General features: G+C 52.0%; 16 protein-coding genes. 12 read left to right on the top strand and 4 right to left on the bottom strand.

Going from position 1 to position 21,988, the window contains the following annotated elements:
• The first annotated feature begins 62 nt into the window (after positions 1 to 62).
• Entirely contained in the window at positions 63 to 947 is an 885-nt protein-coding gene (locus B1748_RS27875; RefSeq protein WP_087571230.1) for an AraC family transcriptional regulator, read from the top strand.
• Positions 948 to 1,465: 518 nt separating this feature from the next.
• Positions 1,466 to 3,958, top strand: a complete 2,493-nt coding sequence (gene spoIIE, locus B1748_RS27880) for a stage II sporulation protein E (RefSeq protein ID WP_087571231.1) — start codon at positions 1,466 to 1,468, stop codon at positions 3,956 to 3,958.
• Between the two features lie 718 nt (positions 3,959 to 4,676).
• Here spoIIE and B1748_RS27885 read toward each other — a convergent pair.
• Positions 4,677 to 6,194: a malate:quinone oxidoreductase gene (locus tag B1748_RS27885; protein WP_087571232.1), complete on the bottom strand. Its 1,518-nt coding sequence runs from the start codon at positions 6,192 to 6,194 to the stop codon at positions 4,677 to 4,679.
• Positions 6,195 to 6,555: 361 nt separating this feature from the next.
• Here B1748_RS27885 and B1748_RS27890 point away from each other — a divergent pair, with 361 nt between their 5' ends.
• From B1748_RS27890 to B1748_RS27905, 4 genes are all read left to right on the top strand, one after another.
• Positions 6,556 to 7,233, top strand: a complete 678-nt coding sequence (locus B1748_RS27890) for a GDSL-type esterase/lipase family protein (protein ID WP_256975969.1) — start codon at positions 6,556 to 6,558, stop codon at positions 7,231 to 7,233.
• A gap of 130 nt (positions 7,234 to 7,363) precedes the next feature.
• Entirely contained in the window at positions 7,364 to 7,894 is a 531-nt protein-coding gene (locus tag B1748_RS27895) for an RNA polymerase sigma factor (RefSeq protein WP_256975970.1), read from the top strand.
• Positions 7,878 to 8,726 (top strand): hypothetical protein, encoded by an 849-nt coding sequence (locus B1748_RS27900; protein ID WP_087571234.1) that lies wholly within the window; start codon positions 7,878 to 7,880, stop codon positions 8,724 to 8,726. The genes B1748_RS27895 and B1748_RS27900 overlap by 17 nt, the downstream gene beginning before the upstream one ends.
• Before the next feature lie 104 nt (positions 8,727 to 8,830).
• Complete coding sequence (locus B1748_RS27905; protein WP_087571235.1) at positions 8,831 to 10,042, top strand: glycoside hydrolase family 88 protein; 1,212 nt, start codon at positions 8,831 to 8,833, stop codon at positions 10,040 to 10,042.
• Between the two features lie 75 nt (positions 10,043 to 10,117).
• Here the strand turns inward: B1748_RS27905 and B1748_RS27910 are convergent, their stop codons facing one another.
• Together B1748_RS27910 and B1748_RS27915 are read right to left on the bottom strand one after the other, a co-directional pair.
• Complete coding sequence (locus B1748_RS27910; protein WP_087571236.1) at positions 10,118 to 10,798, bottom strand: response regulator transcription factor; 681 nt, start codon at positions 10,796 to 10,798, stop codon at positions 10,118 to 10,120.
• Positions 10,799 to 10,825: 27 nt separating this feature from the next.
• The gene (locus B1748_RS27915) at positions 10,826 to 12,328 is read right to left on the bottom strand and encodes a sensor histidine kinase (protein WP_087571237.1); all 1,503 of its coding nucleotides are present in this window, start codon (positions 12,326 to 12,328) and stop codon (positions 10,826 to 10,828) included.
• Between the two features lie 114 nt (positions 12,329 to 12,442).
• Here B1748_RS27915 and B1748_RS27920 point away from each other — a divergent pair, with 114 nt between their 5' ends.
• The 5 genes from B1748_RS27920 to B1748_RS37660 all read left to right on the top strand — a co-directional run bounded on the left by B1748_RS27920 (position 12,443) and on the right by B1748_RS37660 (position 17,278).
• Positions 12,443 to 13,801, top strand: coding sequence for an ABC transporter substrate-binding protein (locus B1748_RS27920; protein WP_087571238.1), 1,359 nt, complete (start codon positions 12,443 to 12,445; stop codon positions 13,799 to 13,801).
• Between the two features lie 97 nt (positions 13,802 to 13,898).
• Positions 13,899 to 14,792 carry a carbohydrate ABC transporter permease gene (locus B1748_RS27925; RefSeq protein ID WP_256975971.1) on the top strand — a complete coding sequence of 298 codons (894 nt, stop codon included), beginning with the start codon at positions 13,899 to 13,901 and terminating at the stop codon, positions 14,790 to 14,792.
• A complete protein-coding gene (locus B1748_RS27930; RefSeq protein WP_256975972.1) occupies positions 14,792 to 15,685 on the top strand; it encodes a carbohydrate ABC transporter permease in 894 nt (297 codons plus the stop codon). The genes B1748_RS27925 and B1748_RS27930 overlap by 1 nt, the downstream gene beginning before the upstream one ends.
• A gap of 17 nt (positions 15,686 to 15,702) precedes the next feature.
• Complete coding sequence (locus B1748_RS27935) at positions 15,703 to 17,148, top strand: sulfatase family protein (RefSeq protein WP_087571239.1); 1,446 nt, start codon at positions 15,703 to 15,705, stop codon at positions 17,146 to 17,148.
• A 7-nt stretch (positions 17,149 to 17,155) separates the two neighbouring features.
• Positions 17,156 to 17,278, top strand: coding sequence for a hypothetical protein (locus B1748_RS37660; RefSeq protein WP_256975973.1), 123 nt, complete (start codon positions 17,156 to 17,158; stop codon positions 17,276 to 17,278).
• An 840-nt stretch (positions 17,279 to 18,118) separates the two neighbouring features.
• Here the strand turns inward: B1748_RS37660 and B1748_RS27945 are convergent.
• Entirely contained in the window at positions 18,119 to 20,401 is a 2,283-nt protein-coding gene (locus B1748_RS27945) for a helix-turn-helix domain-containing protein (protein ID WP_087571241.1), read from the bottom strand.
• A gap of 239 nt (positions 20,402 to 20,640) precedes the next feature.
• On the opposite strand from B1748_RS27945, the gene B1748_RS27950 reads away from it, so the two are divergent.
• The gene (locus tag B1748_RS27950) at positions 20,641 to 21,978 is read left to right on the top strand and encodes a type 2 periplasmic-binding domain-containing protein (protein WP_256975974.1); all 1,338 of its coding nucleotides are present in this window, start codon (positions 20,641 to 20,643) and stop codon (positions 21,976 to 21,978) included.
• Positions 21,979 to 21,988: the final 10 nt, after the last annotated feature.

Consider the following 21,988-nt stretch of genomic DNA (forward strand, 5'->3'; position numbering starts at 1 on the left):
TATCCGTGTATATCTGAGATGTGCTAAAATGCGGTTATATTGATCTAAGGTTGGGATGCCCTATGAAACTCATTCATGAAATGGATTTAACGAAAATACCTTTTCATCTTAAGTTTCATTATGCATCCTACTCCGATTCCCCGAATTTCTATCACTCCCATCAGGGTCTGGAATTGATCTATGTCCATGCAGGACAAGGTGATATTCTCATCAATCGTAACGTATATGAAATCCGGCCGAACAGTCTGTATATTTTTCAACCCTATCAATTGCATCGGATTCGTCTTCACGTCACTCCGGAAACGCCGTATATCCGCTCGAAGTTTTTAATGGAACCCGCTATCTTATACGACCGCCTTCAGCATCTGCCGTTGCTGCAGTTCTTTTTCTTGCAAATATGGAAGCATGAAATTGTTCAGCCCGTTATATTCGATATGGACAATAACCCCTATGTACTCGAGCTCATGAGAGAATATCAGTCCCGAATCAAGAAACCGTCACTCGATCCGGAAGCCCAAGAGGAGAGTTTTCTGTTTCTGACACAGCTATTCCAGCTGTTGAAAAACAACTGGCATACCCATCTGTTCGGGGAAGCGCCTGTTCTTGTACAGAAGAGGTCACACCATATGGCCGAACAGGTTATTCAGTTGCTGGAGAAGTATATACATGAACCTTTGGAGCTTGATCGCATTGCGGCTGAGATTCATGTCACCAAACATCACCTTTCGCGCCTGTTCAAAAAAGCAACCGGCAGCACCATCAGCGAATATATGACTGTTCTCCGAATTCAACGGGCTCGAATACTGCTAGAGACGACCGGACAGTCTGTAGAACAGATTTCACAGGACATCGGTCTCGGCAACGTATCCTACTTTTGTGAAATATTCAAAAGGGAAGTAGGGATGACGCCGCTGCAATATCGTTTATTTCTGCTCAAGCATCCTTGAAGTGAACGATTGTACTCGACAAAGGGTGATTGATTCCCGCAGCCTATCCCTGTCCCAGGAAGCGCCGGTCGTTTCCCTTTTCCGACTTGATAATCGAATTGCCTGCCCTGACTACCGTCGAATGCTTTCGTTCCGGGTGGCTAACACCGATAATTTGCCATTATAGGGTCTTCGTATGTCGAAGCCGGCGCCTGTTGACCGGCATTTCTGAAATATTCCTCGCCGAGCTCAATAGTTTTCCCCCATACTCTTCCAATACCGACAGGTTCCTGCCATCGTCGCCATTGAATTGAAAGCGTTCTCTATAAAATTTGTTGAGGGAGATTTGTCGGATGACGAGTCGGCCATCAGCGCAAAGCCGCGCTGGGCCTGCATTTGTATGCCACATGACAAGGCGCGCGGCGCTCTGCCGCTTTGTCGGAAAAAACTTTGGTGCGACTTACGATAACTGACAAACTTTATAAGGATGAGCCCCTATAATGGGGAACACATTACATTCGGATAAGGTGGTGTCTTTCATGAAGAAGGAGAATGCGCTTGGCAGATCCGGGATGAGGCAGGGGAGCTTCGTCCACAACCTGAAGGAAAAGGCTGCGGAGTGGAAGGCTGCAAAAGGATTTATGAATATGCTGATGGCAAAAAAATGGACGTTCCTGCTTGTTGCCGTTGCTTTTTTGCTGGGACGAGCCGTCATTCTGGAGTCGCTGATGCCGTTTGCCGTCGCTTATTTCGCAGTCATCTACTTTATGCGAAGGGACATCTACCCGTGGATTGCGGCGTCGCTCGTAGCCGGCAGCTGGCTGGCAGCCGAACCTGCGCCGTTATGGATCGCGATGGAGATCGCCGTCATGTTCTTATTGTTAAAGGCGCTCGAGACATACGAAAAAGCGGAACTATCAACCGCTCCGATTCTGGTCTTTATATCAACGCTGCTTGTCCAGCTGTTTAGCGTGTTTATCGGCGACAGCTTAAGCTGGTACAGCTTTATGCTCGTCGTTGTCGAGGCTTCGCTGGCCTTCGTGCTGACGTTAGTCTTTATCCATGCGATCCCCGTATTGACGATGACGAAGAAGTCGGCAACGCTCAAGCATGAGGAGATCATCTGCGTCATGATTCTGTTAGCCTCTGTCATGACGGGGGCCGTCGGCTGGATCCTCTATGGCATGTCGGCAGAGCATGTCATGTCCCGTTACCTGCTGCTTCTGTTCGCGATGGCAGGCGGCGCGCCGCTTGGCGCATCCGTTGGCGTCGTGGCTGGCCTCATCCTGAGTCTGGCGGATTTCAGCGCCATTGTGCAGATGAGCATGCTCGCATTTGCCGGTCTGCTCGCCGGTCTGCTGCGGGATGGCGGGAAGATGGCTGCCGCGTTCGGCCTGCTGCTCGGCACGTCGATCTTGACGATCTACATTGGCACCCAGTCCGATGTCATGAACTCCACATGGGAGTCGGTCGCCGCAGCCACCTTATTGCTTCTTACCCCGCGCGGCGTCATTCGAACCATTGCCCGTTATGTGCCGGGCACCAATGAACATGCGAAGTCGCAGCATGAATATGCAAAACGCGTACGGGAGGTGACGGCTGAGCGCGTCATAAAGTTTTCCGATGTATTCCGCCAGCTGTCGCGTACCTTCGGGCAACTGAATCAGAAGGCGACCGAGGTTAAGCGCGACGATGAGATCGCCAGCTTTATGAACGCCGTCGCGGAACGAAGCTGCTTCTCCTGTCATCGGCGCAATGCTTGCTGGGAGGACAAGTACTTCCACACGTACAATATGATGACGGATATGATGGCCGCCGTAGAGGAGAAGCGCGTGCCCGCGGCCAAGGATCATCCTCGTTCATGGACATCCCATTGCGGGAAGACGTCCCAGGTGCTCGGCGTAATGCAACATCAATATGAGCTGTATCAGAACAACATGCATTGGAAAAAACAAATTCTCGAGTCCCGTCAGCTAGTAGCGGACCAGTTGTACGGCGTATCCCAGGTTATGGAGGACCTGTCCAAGGAAATTCGACGCGAAGGTCAGACGCTTCATCTGCAGGAGGAGCAGATCCGGGAAGCAGTGGAGGGACTCGGTTTATCGATACAAGGCGTAGATATCGTCAATCTGGAGGAGGGAAATGTAGAGATCGAAGTGTACCACTCATTCGAGAGGGGCTTCGACGAATGCCGAAAAATCATCGCGCCGCTGCTTAGCGATATTTTGGGGGAGCATATCGCGGTCAAGTCGGAGCGCGAACCGGCGAAGCAAGGAGAGCCGTCGTTGGCGATATTCGCCTCGGCGAAGCAATTCGAGGTGGAGACGGGCGTAGCGGGCGCCGCCAAGGGCGGAGATCTGCTGTCGGGGGACAGCTTTACCTTGATGGAGCTTGGCGGCGGCAAGTTCGCGGTCGCGATCAGCGACGGCATGGGCAACGGGGAGCGCGCGCGCCAGGAGAGCAGCGCGGCGTTATCCATCCTGCAGCAGCTGCTGCAGTCGGGCATGGACGAGAAGCTGGCGGTGAAATCGGTAAACTCCGTATTGCTGCTTCGTTCCGCCGAAGAAATGTACGCGACGGTAGACCTGGCTATCGTCGATCTCTATACAGCTCACACGACATTTATGAAGATCGGCTCGACGCCCAGCTTCATCAAACGAGGGAAGGAGGTTATTCCGATCACGGCTAACAACCTGCCAATCGGAATCATACAGGATATCGACGTCGACTTTGTGTCGATGCAGCTTCAGCCCGGCGATACGCTCATTATGATGAGCGACGGCATCTACGATGCTCCGGGATATGCGGTGAACAAGGAGATGTGGATGAAACGGATTATAGGGGAGATGAGTACGGAGAATCCGCAGGAGATGGCGGACGCGTTGCTCGAGACGGTGGTTCGTTATCACGAGGGCGACATCGTGGACGATATGACGGTACTGGTCGCGCGTATCGACAAACATTTGCCGGAGTGGGCAACCTTCCGCTGGCCGGGCGTAAGCCGCATGGAACGGCCAAGGACGGTGAGCTAAGGGGGAGGATGACAAAGGAATGACAAAGGGAGAGCTGAAAAAGTAAATAGGGGGCTTGCGCCCTTCTTTGAAATTCAGTTCTCTACTCTGCTCTGCAAGGGGGCAAGTTTCCACTAGAATAAAGTGCGTCCTCAGCCTGTGAGAGCAATTTGACACTTTAGGGAAGGACAAGTAGGTGAGATGAAGCGGTTTATGGGGATATTGCGGTTAATGTGGATAGTGCGGTTAATGGGTGATATTGCACTTCATGTAGCTAGTGTAAGGCAATTGCGGGCGGTTAATGTGATAATGCGATTCACGTGGACATTGAGATTAATGGGAAAAGTGCCTTCTAAATTCGCTTCTAAACCGGAATTTGCGACAATAATGGGAAATTTGCCCTCTAATCACGAATGAAATCGCGACAGTAGGCCTGTCCGCTTGAATTAGTGGGAACATTTCCCTCTACTTCATCACTAAAAGGAATTGGCAATAAAGTAAAGGGACGTTTTACCCTTAAATTTGAGCGTTGTCTAGGCCAGGCTTAAAAAACTCAGAAGGGACATGCGAGAGTATACCGTTCTTCAAAAGCTGGCACAGTCGTTCGGCATTGAGCTAAAAAAGTTTGTGCCATCGTCGCATCCTCAAGTGACTTGGATTCTCTAACATTGCGCACAATATAAGGAATGCAAGACAACAAAAAAACCGCCTCGCAAAGAGGCGGTTCATTCACGATTCTTTAGGATACGGTGCGTTGAGCCGTCTTGGATGCTGTTGCATCGTTCAAGCCCAGCGCTTGCGCAGTTGTTGCATGTATCTCCTGGATCAGATCCGGATGATCCAGCAGCGTCTTGCCATAGGAAGGAATCATTTCCTTAAGCTTCGGCTCCCACGACTTGACATGCTGAGGGAAACACTTGGCGATCACTTCGAGCATAACGGATACGGCGGTCGAAGCGCCTGGCGAAGCACCTAGCAGAGCGGCGATGGAGCCGTCAGCGGCGCTGATGACCTCCGTGCCGAATTGCAGCGTGCCCTTGCCGGCAGCCGTGTCCTTGATAATTTGTACACGTTGCCCTGCCACGACAAGCTCCCAGTCCTCGCTCTTCGCGTTAGGAACGAACTGACGAAGTTCTTCCATCCGTTGTTCCTTGGACAACATAAGCTGCTTGATCAGATAGTTGGTCAGCGGCATGTTCTTTACTCCCGCGGCCATCATCGTCACGAGATTATGCGGCTTGATGGACGTAAACAAGTCCAGGTTGGAGCCGTACTTCAAGAACTTCGGCGTAAAGCCGGCAAACGGTCCGAAGAACAGCGACTCCTTGCCCTCGATGACGCGCGTATCCAGATGCGGCACGGACATTGGCGGAGCGCCGACCGACGCTTTGCCGTATACTTTTGCGCGGTGCTGCGACACGAGCTCCGGCTTGCGGCACACCATGAACAGACCGCTGACCGGGAAGCCGCCGATGCTCTTGCCTTCGGGAATGCCCGACTTCTGCAAGAGGTGCAGGCTGCCGCCGCCGCTGCCGATGAATACGAACTTGGCTTGATGACGCTCCACCGCATTGGTGGCTTCGTTGCGCACCTTGAGCTGCCAGGAGCCGTCGGCTGCGCGTTTTATATCGTCTACTCGATGATTATAGTTAATGTTTACATTCTGCGTAGCCAGCTGCTTGAACAAAATGCGGGTCAGGGCGCCAAAGTTGACGTCCGTGCCGGATTCGATCCGCGTAGCGGCAATCGGACCGCTCTCCGTCCGATATTTCATCATGAGCGGGATCCACTTCGCCAGTTGTTCGGGATCTTCGGAGTATTCCATTCCCTCGAACAGCGGATTCGCGGACATCGCCTGGAATCTCTTCTTCAGGAAGTTAACGTCCTTCTCCCCTTGCACGAAGCTCATGTGGGGAACGGGACTGATAAAGTCCTTCGGATTGCGAATGAGCTTGCGATCTACCAGATAGGACCAGAATTGTCTGGATACCTGAAACTCTTCGTTTACCTTGACAGCCTTGCTAATATCCATGGAGCCGTCAGCTTTCTCGGTTGTGTAGTTCAACTCGCACAAGGAAGCGTGACCCGTCCCCGCGTTATTCCACTCATTGGAGCTTTCCTCTCCCGCAGCGCTGCGGCGCTCGAATACTGTAATGTTCCAGTCCGGAGCGAGTTCCTTTAGCAGCGAGCCCAGAGTCGCGCTCATTATGCCGGCGCCAATCAGGATGACGTCTGTTTTCTTAGGTTGGTTGCTCATATATACCGTCCTTAATCCTTCATTTTTGCAGAAAGGATGTAGGCTTGTCTTCGTAGGCGCCTCGGGCGATGCGACGGGGCGCAGGCTAGTCGTACATCTTTTCCGGATCATTCATGACCTTATCTCTTAGTGTAACACTATTAGTAGTAGATTAAAATCATTGCGTCTACTTTTTTGTGAACTTGACTTGACAGATTGGTTAGGCTTCCACTTCTAGGATAGAATCGATCTTTTTCATAAGTGCGAGTATCATCATTCCCTGGAATGCGGTGATTCATTGAAGTTATTGTCGAAGATGATAAAATAGAACTAATGATTGTATAAGAGGTTGTTCAAAAAGTGAGCGAGGAGCAATATGGATATGAATACAGCGATAATTCCCGTCTCGAAATTGGAGGATGATTGCTACGATTGGTGGGCGCGCCATTCGCAAGTACTGGCAGAGCAAGGAGCCATTGATCCAGAGATTGTGCTGATCGGCGACTCGATTACGCATTTCTGGGGTGGTCAGCCGGAATCGGAGACGGTGCATGGCGAGCAGAAAGCATGGCAATCCGTATTCGCTGGAAAGCGCGTCCTGAATCTCGGATTCGGATGGGATCGAACCCAGAACGTGTTGTGGCGGCTGGAGCATGGCCAGTTGGTCGGGTTGTCTCCTTCGTGGGTCGTGATTAACATCGGGACGAATAATACCAGCGAAACAGCGAATGCCCGGGCAAACACGGCTGCGGAAATCCGCGACGCCGTACGTGCCATTTGCGATCGGGTTCAGGCGGAAGCGCCTGCAGCGCGAATTGTGCTGATGGGCGTATTCCCGCGCGAGGAACATCCGGAGCATCCGACAAGAAAGTTAATTTCGGATATTAATGTCCTCTATAAGCAATTTGCAGAAGAACGCAATTATGTATTCCTGGATATAGGCTCGCTTATGTTGGATAAGGACGGGATTCTGTCGCGAGAAATCGCGTTCGATACCTGTCATCTGACGGAGAAAGGATATAACATCTGGGCCGACGCGCTTCGTCGCGTGCTGAGCTAGGTTCCAAGAACCTCATCCCCGCTTTAATGGTGATGAGGTTTTTTTGTTGAACTTATTTATCCTTGCAGCAAACTTTCCGTCAACATGCTGGGTAATACTTATAAGAACAGCACGAAAGAGGTGATGAGAGTTGGATGGTGAGATCATTAGCCGGGTCATCCAAGGCGACCGGGATGCGTTCCGATCGTTATACGACGAATACTTCGACTATGCGATGCGGACGGCGATGCTCGTGACGAAACATAGCGAACGTGCCAAGGACGCGGTGCAAGAGACGTTCCTCCGTGTGTATCGCAACATCTGGCAATACGATTCTTCGAAGCCGTTCAAGCCGTGGCTGTACTGTATTCTGCTAAGAGAGTGTTACCGGGTGATGGAACGGGAAAAGAAAGTGGTGCCGCTGGCCGGCGAGCTGGAGCTGGAGCGGGTCGGAGTAGAGCCGGAATTACCGGATACAAGCCTCGACGTGTACGATGCCTTGCAATCGCTGCCCGATATGTATCGAATCCCGCTTATATTAAAATATTTGCACGATTATTCGGAGAAAGAGATAGCCGACACTTTGGAGCTTAACGTCAACACGTTAAAATCGCGCCTGCTCAAGGGCCGCGAGAAGATGAGAGACAGACTGGGAGGGGAGCCGCATGGATCAAAAGCATAAAGAGCAATTGCTCAAGAAGTCGGAATATCCGGACACATGGAAGGACGATATTTGGGGCCAGCTTGAAGCCCGCCTCGATGCCGAGGAGGGAGCGCAAAAGAGCTCTTCTGCAGGAGATAACGGGGAACAGGCCGGCGGCGGCACGGTGCATCATGATTCTATCACCGGACGGAGTCCGAGCCTGGGACGCGCGAATAACAGAAGCAACAAGACCAAACATAAGGGGATGAGAGTCATGAAAATCGGATTGGGAGTTGCGGCTGCGGCCGTTGCCTTGACAGTGTTCCTGTCGCTGCCTGCGGGTACGGCTATGATGGATAGCGTGAAGAACTGGTTTGAGCCGGAGAAAAAAATCGAAATCGACGTCGAAGGCCAGAAGGAAGAGACGAACGGCCAGGTTCACGTCGACAAGACAAGCGACTACGCCATCTACTACGACAAGGATCGGTATAAGCTGGTGGAAGGCGAGGACAAGGATGTCATTACGACGATCGATCCGCTGCCGGAGAAATATCCGGAGGTATCGCTTACGATCGAGCAAAAGGCTGAGGTGCTGCCGGAGCAGCTGGCGAAGGAGCTTGCGGAGCAATTGCAGGGCGAATACGATCGGGTCGATGCCATCGAACGCGTGACGGCGCCGGTGGACGGTTACCTCGTTCATGCGATCGACGGTTCCGACTGGGACAGCATGGTGACGAACGTCTATATCGTAAGCAACGGGAAACAAGGCAGCTTTATCCTGTCCTCGAAGTACTTCCTTGAGGCGGCAGAAGGACATGGCGCGCGCTTTACCCAGACGCTGGAACAGTTCCAGGTGTTGGACGGGGAGTAACGGGCAACGACAGAGGGGTATAAGATTTGGGCCTTATGAAGGGCGCGACAAGTCATTATAGTTAATGGAAAAGGTAGTGACTTTAGCGAGGAGGATAAGCAACAATGGCTGTCAATCCAACTGCATGCGAAGCGGTCCGTGCCACGCACAGGTTTAACCATGGTTTGTCGAAAGACACATTTCGGGCGGCGCTGGATTTCGTCATGAACCGAATCGACCATCATCTGGAAGCGTTCACGGATCGTTTCCCTTCCGCCCACAGCGTCGATCAGGTTTACCAGCCTGTCGACAACGCAAGCCTGGACTATTACTCTGACTGGACTTCGTCGTTCTGGACGGGGATGGTGTGGCTCGCCTATGAGCTGACAGAGGAACCGAAATACCGGGACGTCGCAGAAAGACATGTAGCCAGCTTTAAGACTCGACTGGAAAAGCGGGATATACTGAATCATCATGATATCGGTTTCTTGTATTCCCTGTCCTGCGTAGCCGGTTATCGGTTGACCGGAAGCGAGGAGGCCAAACGCATTGCGCTGGATGCAGCCAAGCTGCTTTCCATGCGATTTCAGGAAAAATCGGGCATCATTCAGGTAAGAGGTTATCTGGAGGATCGCGGGCACAAGGAGCGGGGCGTATTTATCATCGATTGTTCGATGAATGTCCCTCTTCTCTATTGGGCGTCCACAATGACGGGCGATCGCACCTATTACGATAAAGCATACCGTCATATGAGCCAAGTCATGGAGCATATGGTGCGCGACGACGGATCCTCTTACCAGGTTTATCATATCGATGCCGATACCGGCGAGCCGACGCGAGGCTGGACGAGCCAAGGGCATGCCGACGAGGACTGCTGGTCGAGAGGGCAAGCCTGGGTCATGTACGGATTGCCGCTCAGTTACCGCTATACGGGAGACAAGAAGTTTATCGACGCTGCCAAACATACCTGCAATTACTTTCTAAATCATTTGCCCGAGGATCTGGTATGCAATTGGGATCTGGTCTTTACCGATCAGGATGGACAGCGCGATACGTCGGCAGCAGCCATCGCCGCGTGCGGATTGCTGGAATTGGCTCGTCACTTGCCTGTGTTGGATGAGGATCGAACGTTATACGAGAATGCGGCTTTAGCGATTCTGGGCTCGCTTGCGGCGAATTACACGACGGCGGACGACCCGGGATCCAACGGCGTGTTGGGCCATGGCGTATACTCCCTCCCGAAAAATCTAGGCGTCGACGAGTGCAATATTTGGGGCGACTATTTTTATATGGAAGCGTTGGTTCGAGTACTGCGCGATTGGAAACCTTATTGGTAAGACGCATGAACTCCGCTCTCTTTTTTCAAGAGAGCGGAGTTTTTTTGCAACGATTATGCATGGGATAATCTGGGGCTATAAGCTTTTAATAACTTCGAATATGTTTAATTCATTCATTAGTTTGACAACTTCTTTTGTTCTTTGTACGCCAAACTTCCTTAGTATACCATTAATTTGTTTTTTTATCGTTTCGACTTCTACGGATCTCATGTCTGCAATCTGTTGGCGGTTGTTCGATTGGCAGAGAAGCTTGAGAATTTCCAGTTCGCTGGGCGTCAAGGTCGATATGGTATTTAGCGCAGACATTAGGCGTGCCTCGGACTTTTTAATGCGAACCAGTTCATTCCGCAATTTTTTGGCAATGATGGGTCGGATCGGCGAGTCGTCATGGTACGCGGAACGGATGGCCTCAATAATCTCCTCGGGCGTTGCCGACTTGATTACATAATCTACAATGCCTGTTTGGAACGCCGCAAATACAATATTATCGTCTTCGTGCACCGTAAGCACAATGATTTTCGTATCGGGCAACGTCTCATGAATCACTTTCGCCGCTTCGATGCCAGCCAGAGGAGTCTCCATTTCGATATCCATCAGAATAATGTCGGGCTTGTAGCTCCGTGCGAATTCAACCGTGCTTTCGCCGGTGCTAAAGGAACCTCCAATGTCAAAGTCATCCTGGGTCTGAAGAATTCTCATCAGCCGTCTGCGATGAGCCTCCATATCGTCCGCGATCAACATTTTTATACGGTCCATTGTCCAAAACCTCCATAAATATGATGTCTAGACCAAGGGGAGAAAAAAGGTAAATGTCGTTCCCTTCTTGTCATTGCTCTCCACTTCGATCTTGCCGTTATGGGCGGTCACGATCTTGTGGCAATAGGACAAGCCGACTCCCCAGTTGCTGGAGGAGGCTTTCGTTGAGAAGAAGGGAGAGAACACGTCGTTGATATGCTCGGGCGGGATGCCGGGGCCGTTGTCCTGGATGGAGATAGCCCCCCATTGGTCCCGATCCTCTATCGTAATTACGATTTCTCCGTCCGACTGGCCTTTCAAGGATTCCAGCGCATTGGTAATAATATTGCAGCACACCTCGCTCATATGGGCAATATCCATGTAAGCCTTGCTTCCCAGCGACTCGCGTATCACCTGGATCGAAACCCGGCTGTCGGAACTGGCTAACGTGGCCAGCGCTTTCTCTACGGGAACGTGCAGCTTTGCAAGCTCCATAGTTAACGAGATGCTGTTAAGTTTGCTTGATGCGCTGCTCAGCGTGTCATAGGACATGAGACAGGAGTTCATGATCAAATCCAGGCTGTACAAGGCCTCGCGGTCATCGGCCAGCTTCTCCTTTAAATATTCGGCTTCGGATTTAATGGCTAGCAGATGATTTTTAATGGAATGGGTAAACGCTTTTACGCCAAGCGAAGCGGTTTTGATCCGCTTGTTAATATCCGCATTGATATTCCGGTAATGAACCTCCATAGAGTGGTAACGCGAAAACGTGAAGATCATCGTTCCCAGAGCGACAATAGATACGATCGGGAAAATATTGATATCGTAAATAATATTGCTGGTTTGGGGCTTCAAATAGTTGTGAAATTCGCGAATGAATGTCGCCTTCACCAGCACCTTCGGGGCCCAATAAAACATGATCGTATGGATAACTGCCACCGGAATGAGACAAAGCAGATGGTAGAGCATATACCTTCTCAAAAATTTGACATGCACGTTTTTAAAGAAGTGGATAAATAAAAGCAGGAACGCAACGATAACGACGCCGTGCTTCAGGTATAAGGAGACGGCGTTAATGGCATCGCGAATCTCGTTAAAAGCAAGCGTCTGGGGATATCCGGCGTCGTAGTAACGGTTTTGCAGCGACAGGTTGATGGCGGGGTCAAAATAAAGCAACTGAAGCAACGCCAGGATGCCGATCGGGATATAAATCGCCAGATTTTTTAATTTCCTTCTGCTCATCGTATAGGAGACCGAGAAGAGCAAAAAGGAATAGCTGAACAGAATGACGCCCGCATTCATCAGCCGAATTTGCACGCTGGGGTTGAAGTTTTCCAACACAAGCCTGTTCCAGGACCCCGGGCTGAAATCATAAAATTTGCTCACGACCTCAAAATATACATTAAAACTACTAATATAGAAAATATATGAAAAAAATGATAATAACCAGCCGATAATAATCCCGTACAAAAAATAAGTCGATAAACTGTTAAGCCTTTTGTAAGTAAAAGCAATGGTTAGAAGCAGCAAAACGATGGATAGATAAATCAAAGGATTCGTCGCCTCCTGCAAAGGGGGTATAAAAGATTCAACTTATTTTCCACAATGGTATGCGCTTACAATGTGAATGAGAGGAAGTATAACACCTTGAGAGGGGATTGTAAAATGAAAAAGAGATGGTCAAATGTTCTAGTTCTTGCACTAATTACCGGATTATTGGCGGCCTGTTCGTCTAATGGGGGATCAAACGGCTCTTCCGCCGGCTCCACCCAATCGCCGCCATCGAACACTGGCAAGGAACAATCGGCTGGCGAAGGGAAGTCGGAGGTTGTAAACTTCACAATTCCGGTCCTGCCGGATGACCTGGAGGCATTCCAAACCGTATATAAAGAGTTCGAGAAGGAATACCCGAACATCAAAATCGAATTCATCACATTCCCTGCAGGACAGTTCTATTACGAGAAGCTCAGAATTCAATTGTCGGGCGGCGTTGAATACGATCTGTTCGGCGGCGTATTGGACTCTCTGGTCGATACGGGTATCATTGAACCGCTTGATGATCTGATCAAGGCCAACAACATGGATGTGTCGGGATTCGGAGAGATGTTCGAAGGGATGAAAATCAACGGCAAATCTTACGGGCTTCCTTACCGGAAATCCAACTGGATGTTGTATTACAACAAGGATCTGTTCGATCAGGCCAATGTTCCGTATCCGGACGAGGACATGACCTGGGAAGAATTCCGCGCCACAGCCAAGCAATTGACGAGCGGATCGGGTCAAGACAAGATCTACGGCGCTTACCTGCATCAATGGGCTCAAACCTGGTACATGCCGGCGGTCCAGGGCGGAACAACCATCATCGACAAGGATTTGGAGCCGTTCCGGGATGCGCTGCAGTTCCGATTGGATCTGGAGAAAGACGGGTCGATCATGAAGTGGTCGGAGCAAATTACGACCGGAGCGCATTATAACGCCGCCTTCCAGAAGGGAAATGTGGCCATGAATCTGATGGGCGATTGGCATGTTGCGCAATTGAGGCAAGCGGAGGCGGAAGGAAAGATCAGCTTCGATTGGGATATCGCGCCGCTGCCTCATCCGGAAGGGGTGGAAAGCAACACGACGCTGGAGCTCCCGGTTGCGCTCATGATCAATAAAAATTCCAAACACAAAGAAGAGGCATTCAAGGTTGTCGAATTTATGACCGGCAGCAAAGGCGCGGAAATTTTTGCCAAGCAAGGTTATTTGACGGGATTTACGAACGATGCGGTAAGAGAGGCGTACTCCGGAGACGGGACGCTTAAGCCGGAGCATATCAACTACTTCAATGATGCCAAGGCGGTTCCGGAATATCCTATGCTGCCGGGCGTGAAGAACATTATCGTAAACGGAATCTTTAAGCAAGAGGGAGAGCTTGTCTTCGTCGGCGAGCAAACGCCGGAAGAAGCGGTAGCCAAAATCGCGGAACGCGTAGCGAAGGAATGGGGCGGCATCTATGCCGACCAGTTCTCGATTGACAAATAAAGCGGCATATCCAGGACGGAATATGTAAAAACGGATATCAATGGGCAAGCACGGTTATTGGATCAGGCTTGCCCGTTGATCAAGGAGTGGGTTCAACTTGAAAATCAAAAAACAAAGAACGATGACGCAGCGCAACAGGCTGACGGGATATATGTTTTTGCTTCCGAACATTATCGGGTTTGCGCTTTTCGTATTCGTACCCGTTATAGCTTCCTTCTTGATGAGCTTTACCGAGTGGAACGGCTTTGGACCGTTTAAATTTGTGGGTCTCGACAATTACCTGAAACTGTTCGATGATGACAACTTCAAAATTTCGTTCATGAACAGCATGATCTTTACGATTCTATCCGTACCGCTCACGCTGTTCCTGGCATTGATCATATCGGTATGGATGAACGCCGGCATCAAATTCGTCAAGCTGTTTCGTACGGCGGTGTTCTTGCCCTATGTCACGGCAACAATCGCCGTAGCGGTCGTGTGGCAGCTCATTCTCAATCCGTCTATGGGGCCGGTCAACCAGATGCTGCAGGCGCTTGGCGTCACGGAGCCTCCGGGATGGTTCTCTTCGTCCGCATGGGCGTTAATATCGGTTGCCATCGTCTATATCTGGCATTCCATCGGCTACTACATGGTGTTGTATTTAGCAGGACTTCAAGGCATTCCTGATCATTTATATGAAGCGGCGGAGCTGGACGGCGCGGGGCCGATTGCGAAGTTTTTCCGCGTAACGCTGCCTATGCTCTCTCCCATTATCTTTTTTACCGTCATTATCGGCGTCATTAATTCGTTCAAGGTATTCGACTTTATCTATGTGCTTACCCAGGGTGGGCCGGGTCGATCCACGCAGGTGCTTGTGTACACGATCTATAATGTGGCGTTCAAGCAATTCAGCTTCGGCTATGCGTCCGCTATGGCCTATGTATTGTTCCTGGTCATTCTTGTGTTCACCTATGTACAGTTCAGAGGCCAGAAGAAGTGGGTGAACTATTAATGAGAGAAATGGAGAGAGACAGAATGCCGCTTCCGCTCGCAGCTAACAAAATAAGTCGTTCATCGATGAAGCGTGCCCGGAAAATCAAGCAGCTTTCGCTTTATTTGGTTTTGGCGCTCACGTCCGTGTTTATGATCTTGCCCTTTATTTGGATGATCTCGGCGTCGCTCAAGGCAGAACATGAAATATTCGGTTTTCCGATCAAGTGGATCCCGGAAAAGTTTTATTGGAGCAATTACGCCGATGTTTGGACCACGATTCCGTTTCATCTTTATTACTTAAATACACTCAAAATCGTAGTTATTACCATTGTTATTTTGCTTTTCACTTGTTCCATGGCGGGGTATGCCTTCTCCAAAATCAAATTTCCGGAAAGAGACGGCTTGTTTTTTGTTTATTTGGCCACGCTCATGATTCCTTACCAGGTCATGATGATTCCGCAGTTCGTCTTAATGAAACAATTCGGCTTGATCGATTCGCATTGGGCGTTGATCGTGCTGGGTGCCGTGAGCCCGTTCGGCGTATTTTTGTTTCGTCAATTTTTCTCCTCCATTCCGGATGAGCTGCTGGAAGCGGCCAGAATTGACGGGCTTAGCGAATTCGGCGTTTACTTGCGCATTATATTGCCGCTTACGAAGCCGGCTATTGCGACACTCGTTATTTTCTCGTTTATGCATACCTGGAACGACTTTCTCGGGCCGCTCATTTATTTGACCTCCGATCATCTGTACACGCTTCAACTGGGCATGCAGCATTTCATAGGCGAATATACGACGCAGTACGCTTTGTTGATGGCGGCAGCGGTGTCCTCCATTATCCCGACCATTATTGTATTCGTGGCGGCGCAGGATTATTTCGTAAAAGGCATCGTAGGCTCAAGTGTGAAAGGATAACGGAAGGAGGCGCGCGAATGACAAGGCAACGGCCGAATATCATCTATATTTTTGCCGATCAGTGGCGCAGGCAAGCCGTCGGATTTATGAATGAAGACCCGGTATTCACGCCGCATATGGACCGATTTTCGAAGGAAGGGCTCGTATTCACGCAAGCTGTAAGCTGCACGCCCTTATGCTCGCCGCACAGGGCTTCGCTCATGACGGGCAAATACGCGCTATCCACCGGCGTGTTTACCAATTGCAAAACGGGTCTGAACATGATGCTTTCCCCGGATGAAATCGGGATCGGCGACGTATTGAAGCGGGAAGGGTATCGGACCGGCTATATTGGGAAATGGCATCTGGATGAGCCTGAACGGAACAAGGCGGAGCAGCCCTTGTCCGGAGCGGACGATTGGGACGCTTACACGCCGCCGGGGCCGAAGCGGCACGGCTTCGATTATTGGTATTCTTACGGGGCTTCCGACGAGCATCTGACTCCGCATTATTGGATGGATTCTCCCGAGAAGATTAAGATCAGCGAGTGGTCTGTCGAACATGAGACGGACAAGGCGCTGTCTTTTATAGAAGAGAATTGCGGAGGGGAGACTCCCTTCTCGTTATTCCTGTCCTGGAATCCGCCTCATAGCCCGTTTCATCTGGTACCGGAACGTTACAAGCAGCTGTATGAGGGTACTGTGCCGGAGCGACGGGACAATGTCGTCATCCGGGAACCGTTCCTCGTGCATACGGGGGAGACCATTCCGGGCGGAGAAAAGAAATGGGAGGAGTACGCCAACCATTATTTCGCGGCCGTCTCCGGCATCGACGATCAATTCGGCAGGCTCATGGAACGGCTTGCGCAACTGGACATCGCGGAGAACACGATCGTGGTGCTTACCTCCGATCACGGCGAGCTTCTCGGCTCGCACGGCATGATGGCCAAGCATTCGTGGCATGAAGAGTCGATAGGCGTCCCGTTTATCATCAGATGGCCGGGGCGGATTGCAGCCGGCGCGACAACCGAAATTTTGAACACGGTGGATATCATGCCTACGTTGCTCGAACTGATGGACATTCCGGTACCCCGTACCGTAGAAGGGCATTCATTGGCCGCGCATATGAAGGAGCATGACGAGCTTGGCGGCAGGGTTACTGATGAAGCCGCAGGGAAAGACCGCAGGGCGCTGATCAGCGCCTATCCCGGACGGCTCGCCGCGATTACGGCGTTCCGGGAAGCCGGGCTCAATCATCTGGCATATGGCTGGCGGGGCATTAGAACCAAACGATATACCTACGTGGTGGATAAGGGTTACGCTCCGGATGAAGGCGAAGCGCGCTGGTTGTACGACTTGCAGGAGGATCCCGCGCAGCAACATCCGATTGCGTTGAAGCACGCGGCGGAGCATCCCGTCGCCTCGGAGCTGGAGAAAGAACTGAAGGAGCGGCTGGCCGGGATTAAGGATCCTTTCGAGATATGACAAAAGAATGATGCGCAATCGCGTTCACCGGCTAGAGCAGCCTGTTGCTGCGGAGCAAGTCCGCGTCGTCGTGGAAGCGACGGCCGGCTCGAAACATGCGCAAATTGTGGAGATTCGGGCATACGAATAAGAAGAGCGGAGCCGTGCCTTGAGGTGCGGCTCCTTCTTGTAATTATATGTATAAAATTTCGGGGTGGAGCGCGAGTTCAGTCGCTGTCGCTACGGCGTGCGTACGTGTGCGATAGCGACAACGGAACACAGAGCCCTTATTTCGGCGAATGTAGGGGGAACGGCAGGGCTGACGGAACTCAGAGACTTTATTGGTTGATGATAAAGGGGATGGAGCGCGATTGGGGTGGAATAAGAACGCTCAGTTCCGTAAAGGTACTCGAAACCGTTGATTTGGCGAAAATAACGTCGCTCAGTTCCGCACACCTGATTAGTTTGCTCAATAAGCCCGCTTTGTTCAAGTTTTACCGCCATAGGGCTTGCCTTGCAAAGCTGAAGGTCGCTCATCTCCAAGAGGCCCATCGTATATCGTATCGGACAATAGAGGGAAAAGCTCCTTTTAATCCGAGAAAATCGGCATATCGGCTCCGCTTAGAGGGAAAACCTCCCTGTATTCGGGGTGATTCGACCCAAAAACAGCGATTCGGGCAGAATTAGAGGTAGGATTTCCCTCAAAAGAGCAAGCAAGTTCGGAGACGAGGGTATTAGAGGGAGGTTTTCCTCTTGTTCGAGAGAACGAACAGACAGGAGTGACGCCGTTGCTTTTTTCTGGCACTAGCACAAAAAGGGGGGCTGTCCCAAAAGCCAATTTGTGATTTTTCGAGCCCCACGTCAAGTCGGATTTGACCGCCTACTTTGACTTTGACGGGGAGGGCTGACGGGGGCCGGTCTGTTGCCATGTGTCCAGGATCGCGCCCTAGGACATATTCGGCGGAAGACGCGCGAGCAGGGCATCCTTCCTCTAGCCCGTTTTGCCCTCCGCGTCGACTTGACGCAATCGGCGATATTCGGTCGGCGAGATGCCGGTCGTTTTTTTAAACAGACGGTTAAACGAGGTCACGTTAAGGTAGCCGACTTCCCGGGCGATGTCGCTCACTTGCCGGGCTGTCTCCGACAGCAATTCCTTCGCCTTCGCCATCCGCAGGCCGTTCAAGTGGTCGATGAAGTTGGTTCCTGTTTTCTCCTTGATGTAGGTGGACAGATAGGCTGCCGACATGTTCAGATCGTCCGCCACTTGCTCCAGGGAAATATCCGATCCGAATCCCGTCTCCAGGGAGTGCATGACCCGCGAGATGACGGGATCTTCGCCCGAGACTGTTCGCATGGACAGCGCGACGGCCACCGTCTCGGCCAATCGGGCCAGCTGCGAGCGATACTCCCCGACGGTATGGCAGACAGCCAAGTCCCGCCGGATGGAGCGGACCGTCCAGCCCACCTGGGGCTCCGCTTCGTTGCCCAGATGGCGAAGCTCGTCGGTCAGCATAGTCGCCAGTCCCTCCGCCACTTCATGGTATTGACGCACCGCGGCCCTGGATTGCCGCATGCGCTCCAGCAATTCATCGATCACGCCGACGGCCGCTTCGGCTTGCCCCGCTTGCAGGGACGAAGCCAGCTTGTCCGCTTCCTTCTCCGATAAACGAGGCGTCTCCGGCAATTCCCGCGGCGCCGTAATCAATTGCGTCTCTTCCTTCGGCAGCGCTTGTCCGGCCCAGCTTCTTACCTGCTCGTAAGCATGGCCGAATTGCGAAGCATGCTCGAAGCGGGAGCTGACGGCGATCGTCACCGCGCAATAGGCGGAGCTTTGGTCCAGCAGCTCTTTGACCTCGGCCAGCATAGCCGAGATGGGCTCCGAACGGCCGTCCCGGACGACCGTGAGAATCTGATGATGCTCTAGCTGGAAGGTATGCGAGCCCGGGCAATAACGCTCGACGGCCGTCCGGATATGCTCGCGAACGGCCAGCGAGGCGTGCTCGGGCCGGATGTTAAGCCGGGCCATCGCGTCTCCGCGGAATTTCAGCTCGTATAGAATCAGATCGTAGCTGCCGTCGGTCTCCGTCGTCATGAACTCCTTCCACTCCCCCAAATCCTCGTTGATGTTCTTGATCCGGCTCATGTAGCCATAGCTGGTCAATATGGAACGGTGCCGCTTCATCCTGCCATGTACTTCTTCTCTCTCCTTCATTAAATGAAGAATGCGGCTTTCGATCGCCTCGTATTCGCGAATGCCGCTGCCTGCCGCCGGATGCAGGCGCGAGGATTTCCCCGCCGCGGCGGCAAGCAGCCGGTCAACCGGTTTCTTGATTCGCCTGCTGAAGTAATGGGAAACGGCGGTCGCCAGGAGAAGCGTGCAGACGAACACGGCCGCCGACCACCAGAACCATTGGCGCAGCTCGGCTGATGCCGTCGCGTAAGGAATCGTCGCATAATACGACAGACCGTCGGCCGTCGTTGTTCGGAACCAATAGAATTGGTCGTGGAGCAGATGGTAGGACCCGTTATTGAAGACAGGGATATCTCCCTCCGGCAATCCGTTCTGGTACAACATTTGACCGTCGTTATCCGCAATAGCGATCGATTGGTCCGCCGCCTTGCCTGCGAAAGCGGACATGGCCTTGTCCACGTTGAGCAAAGCGATAACCTGATATTCCTCGCCCGGCAGCTTGAGGCTGATGGGCATAATAACGGGTTCGTTCGCCACGTCGGACGAGGGGAGAAAGCGCCGCGCCGGGAATAGGGTCAAGAATGACGGACTGCTCAGCTGATCGCGCCAGAAGGAATGGGAGTATGCCGGACTTGCATAAGCTCTCCCGAACATATCCGAGGCGGAGCTGCTGCCGTCCTGATCCACGGCGAAGTCGCCGATGCCGTAATGGACAATGATGCCTTCCAAATAAAACAACGGATTATAGGCGTCCGCGCGCAGCATATTGGAGATGCGATAGGCGGATAAGTAATTGGCTTCGTCCGCGCCGTAAGAGCGCAATTGCCGATTGAACTCGCGCACCGTGGTATCGTTATAAATCATATTCAGCAGAGCTTTCAACTGGGCGATATGCGTTTCATAGCGTTCCGAGACGTCGATTAACGCGCGATGATTGTTGGCGACGACGTCCTTCTGCAGCCGGGATTGAAAGAACGAGAACAACAAACCGTTAAACAGCGAAAACAAAACAATGATACATATAAAAGAGACAAGCAGCTGTCCGTACAGCGTGCGAGGTTTCGAAAAACGAATCTTCATCATAGAGGCATCTCCTTTCCCTGCGGAGCAAGAGGGAGTATCACGCAAGTTCTTCTATCGTATACGAAAGCGGCCCAAAAGGCTGTGACAGGCATGTTGAGTGTTTGTAAAAAAGGAATCGAAAAAAAGGATAAGCATCAAAAAAAACGTCGATTTCGCGGCAAATAGCCGCGTTATATCATAAATTTGCGCCTCATGCGGCCAAGCGGAGGCGGCGAGACGAGAAGGGATGATTTTAAGCGGTGAACGATAAGCGACACGGAAAGCGGAATTCGGCCATCCATGCCATTCTTCTTATTATGGCCGCCGTCCTGGTCTTGCTGTCAGGCTGCAGCGTTCGGGAGAGGCAAGCCGAAGGACAGCGGGGCGAGGGGCGGCAAGCCGATGAGGCAAGGGAGACGACGGAAGGAATGCCGATTGTCCGCGATCGAATCGCGCTGACGTTTTTCACCGGCCAGTCGCCGAATAATATCGGTCCGTACGAGGATAAGCAGGTATGGAAAAAGATGGCGGAGCGGTCCAATATGGACATCGACTTTCGGCTGATTCCCTTCGAGGTATTGGCTAACCAGCGGGCGCTGGCGCTCGCGGGGGAAGAATTGCCGGATGCGTTCTATTCGGCGAGATTGTCGTCCGCCGAGCTCTACATGTACGGCAGGAAGGGCGTGCTTATCCCGCTTGACGATTATTTGGCCGATCATGCGCCGAACTTTTATGCCTTGCTGGAGCAATATCCCGAGCTCAGGCAAGGATTGACCATGCCGGACGGCCACATCTATTCCTTCCCGTCCTTCTACGACCCCGAATTTCTGACCATGCTGGTCGGCATGCCGTTTTGGGTAAACGGAAAATGGCTGGAGCGGCTTGGCATGAAAGAGCCCGTCACGACGGACGAGCTGCTGGCCTATTTGCGGGCAGTGAGGGACACCGACATGAACGGCAATGGCGTGCAGGACGAGATCCCTGTAGCCAGCGTTGGCATTACGCCCCTGCTGGATCAGCTTAAGGGAGCATTCGCCCTTGGCAATCGCGGCATTGCGCATCGGTTCGTCGACGTGGATGAGGAGACGATCCGCTGGATGGATTATTTCTTCGGGGAAGAGGGAGCGACCTTGTTTTTTATGGGCGAGGAAGGGATTACCTATGACAAAAAGCCGGATGGCTCGCTTGTGTTCAAGGAGAGCATTGCGCAGGCGGAAGGCGGCTTGACGCTGGATCAGGCGCTGATCCCTTACGTCACCTGGATGGGAGGCAGCTATCCCGGCTTCGTATGGGAAGCGTACTTTCAAGGATCGGAGACGAGACCGGAAGCGATGGCGTCGGCGGAAAAGGCGAGACCGTACATCCCAACCGAGGTATGGGGCCGATTCAACTTCACCGAAGAGGAGTCGCTCTGGATGTCTACGGCGGGACAGGACATTGAGCGGTATGCGAACGAGGCGGAACGCGAATTCGTAAACGGCACCCTGCCATTGAGCGAGTGGGAGACCTACGTGTCGAGGCTGGAAGCGATGGGGCTGGATCAATACATGAATATTTATGAACAAGCCTACGAGAGATATGAAGCTACATTACGATAACGATTGGGAG

Source organism: Paenibacillus sp. MY03 (assembly GCF_002165585.1).
Classification (GTDB): Bacteria; Bacillota; Bacilli; order Paenibacillales; family Paenibacillaceae; genus Pristimantibacillus; species Pristimantibacillus agaridevorans.

Bases quoted from the DNA above. Each gene is read 5' to 3' on its own strand.
- B1748_RS27885 (WP_087571232.1), bottom strand. From the start codon at position 6,194: ATGAGCAACCAACCTAAGAAAACAGACGTCATCCTGATTGGCGCCGGC.
- B1748_RS27935 (WP_087571239.1), top strand. From the start codon at position 15,703: ATGACAAGGCAACGGCCGAATATCATCTATATTTTTGCCGATCAGTGG.
- B1748_RS27930 (WP_256975972.1), top strand. From the start codon at position 14,792: ATGAGAGAAATGGAGAGAGACAGAATGCCGCTTCCGCTCGCAGCTAAC.
- B1748_RS27900 (WP_087571234.1), top strand. From the start codon at position 7,878: ATGGATCAAAAGCATAAAGAGCAATTGCTCAAGAAGTCGGAATATCCG.
- spoIIE (WP_087571231.1), top strand. From the start codon at position 1,466: ATGAAGAAGGAGAATGCGCTTGGCAGATCCGGGATGAGGCAGGGGAGC.
- B1748_RS27910 (WP_087571236.1), bottom strand. From the start codon at position 10,798: ATGGACCGTATAAAAATGTTGATCGCGGACGATATGGAGGCTCATCGC.
- B1748_RS37660 (WP_256975973.1), top strand. From the start codon at position 17,156: ATGATGCGCAATCGCGTTCACCGGCTAGAGCAGCCTGTTGCTGCGGAG.
- B1748_RS27905 (WP_087571235.1), top strand. From the start codon at position 8,831: ATGGCTGTCAATCCAACTGCATGCGAAGCGGTCCGTGCCACGCACAGG.
- B1748_RS27890 (WP_256975969.1), top strand. From the start codon at position 6,556: ATGAATACAGCGATAATTCCCGTCTCGAAATTGGAGGATGATTGCTAC.
- B1748_RS27875 (WP_087571230.1), top strand. From the start codon at position 63: ATGAAACTCATTCATGAAATGGATTTAACGAAAATACCTTTTCATCTT.
- B1748_RS27920 (WP_087571238.1), top strand. From the start codon at position 12,443: ATGAAAAAGAGATGGTCAAATGTTCTAGTTCTTGCACTAATTACCGGA.
- B1748_RS27945 (WP_087571241.1), bottom strand. From the start codon at position 20,401: ATGATGAAGATTCGTTTTTCGAAACCTCGCACGCTGTACGGACAGCTG.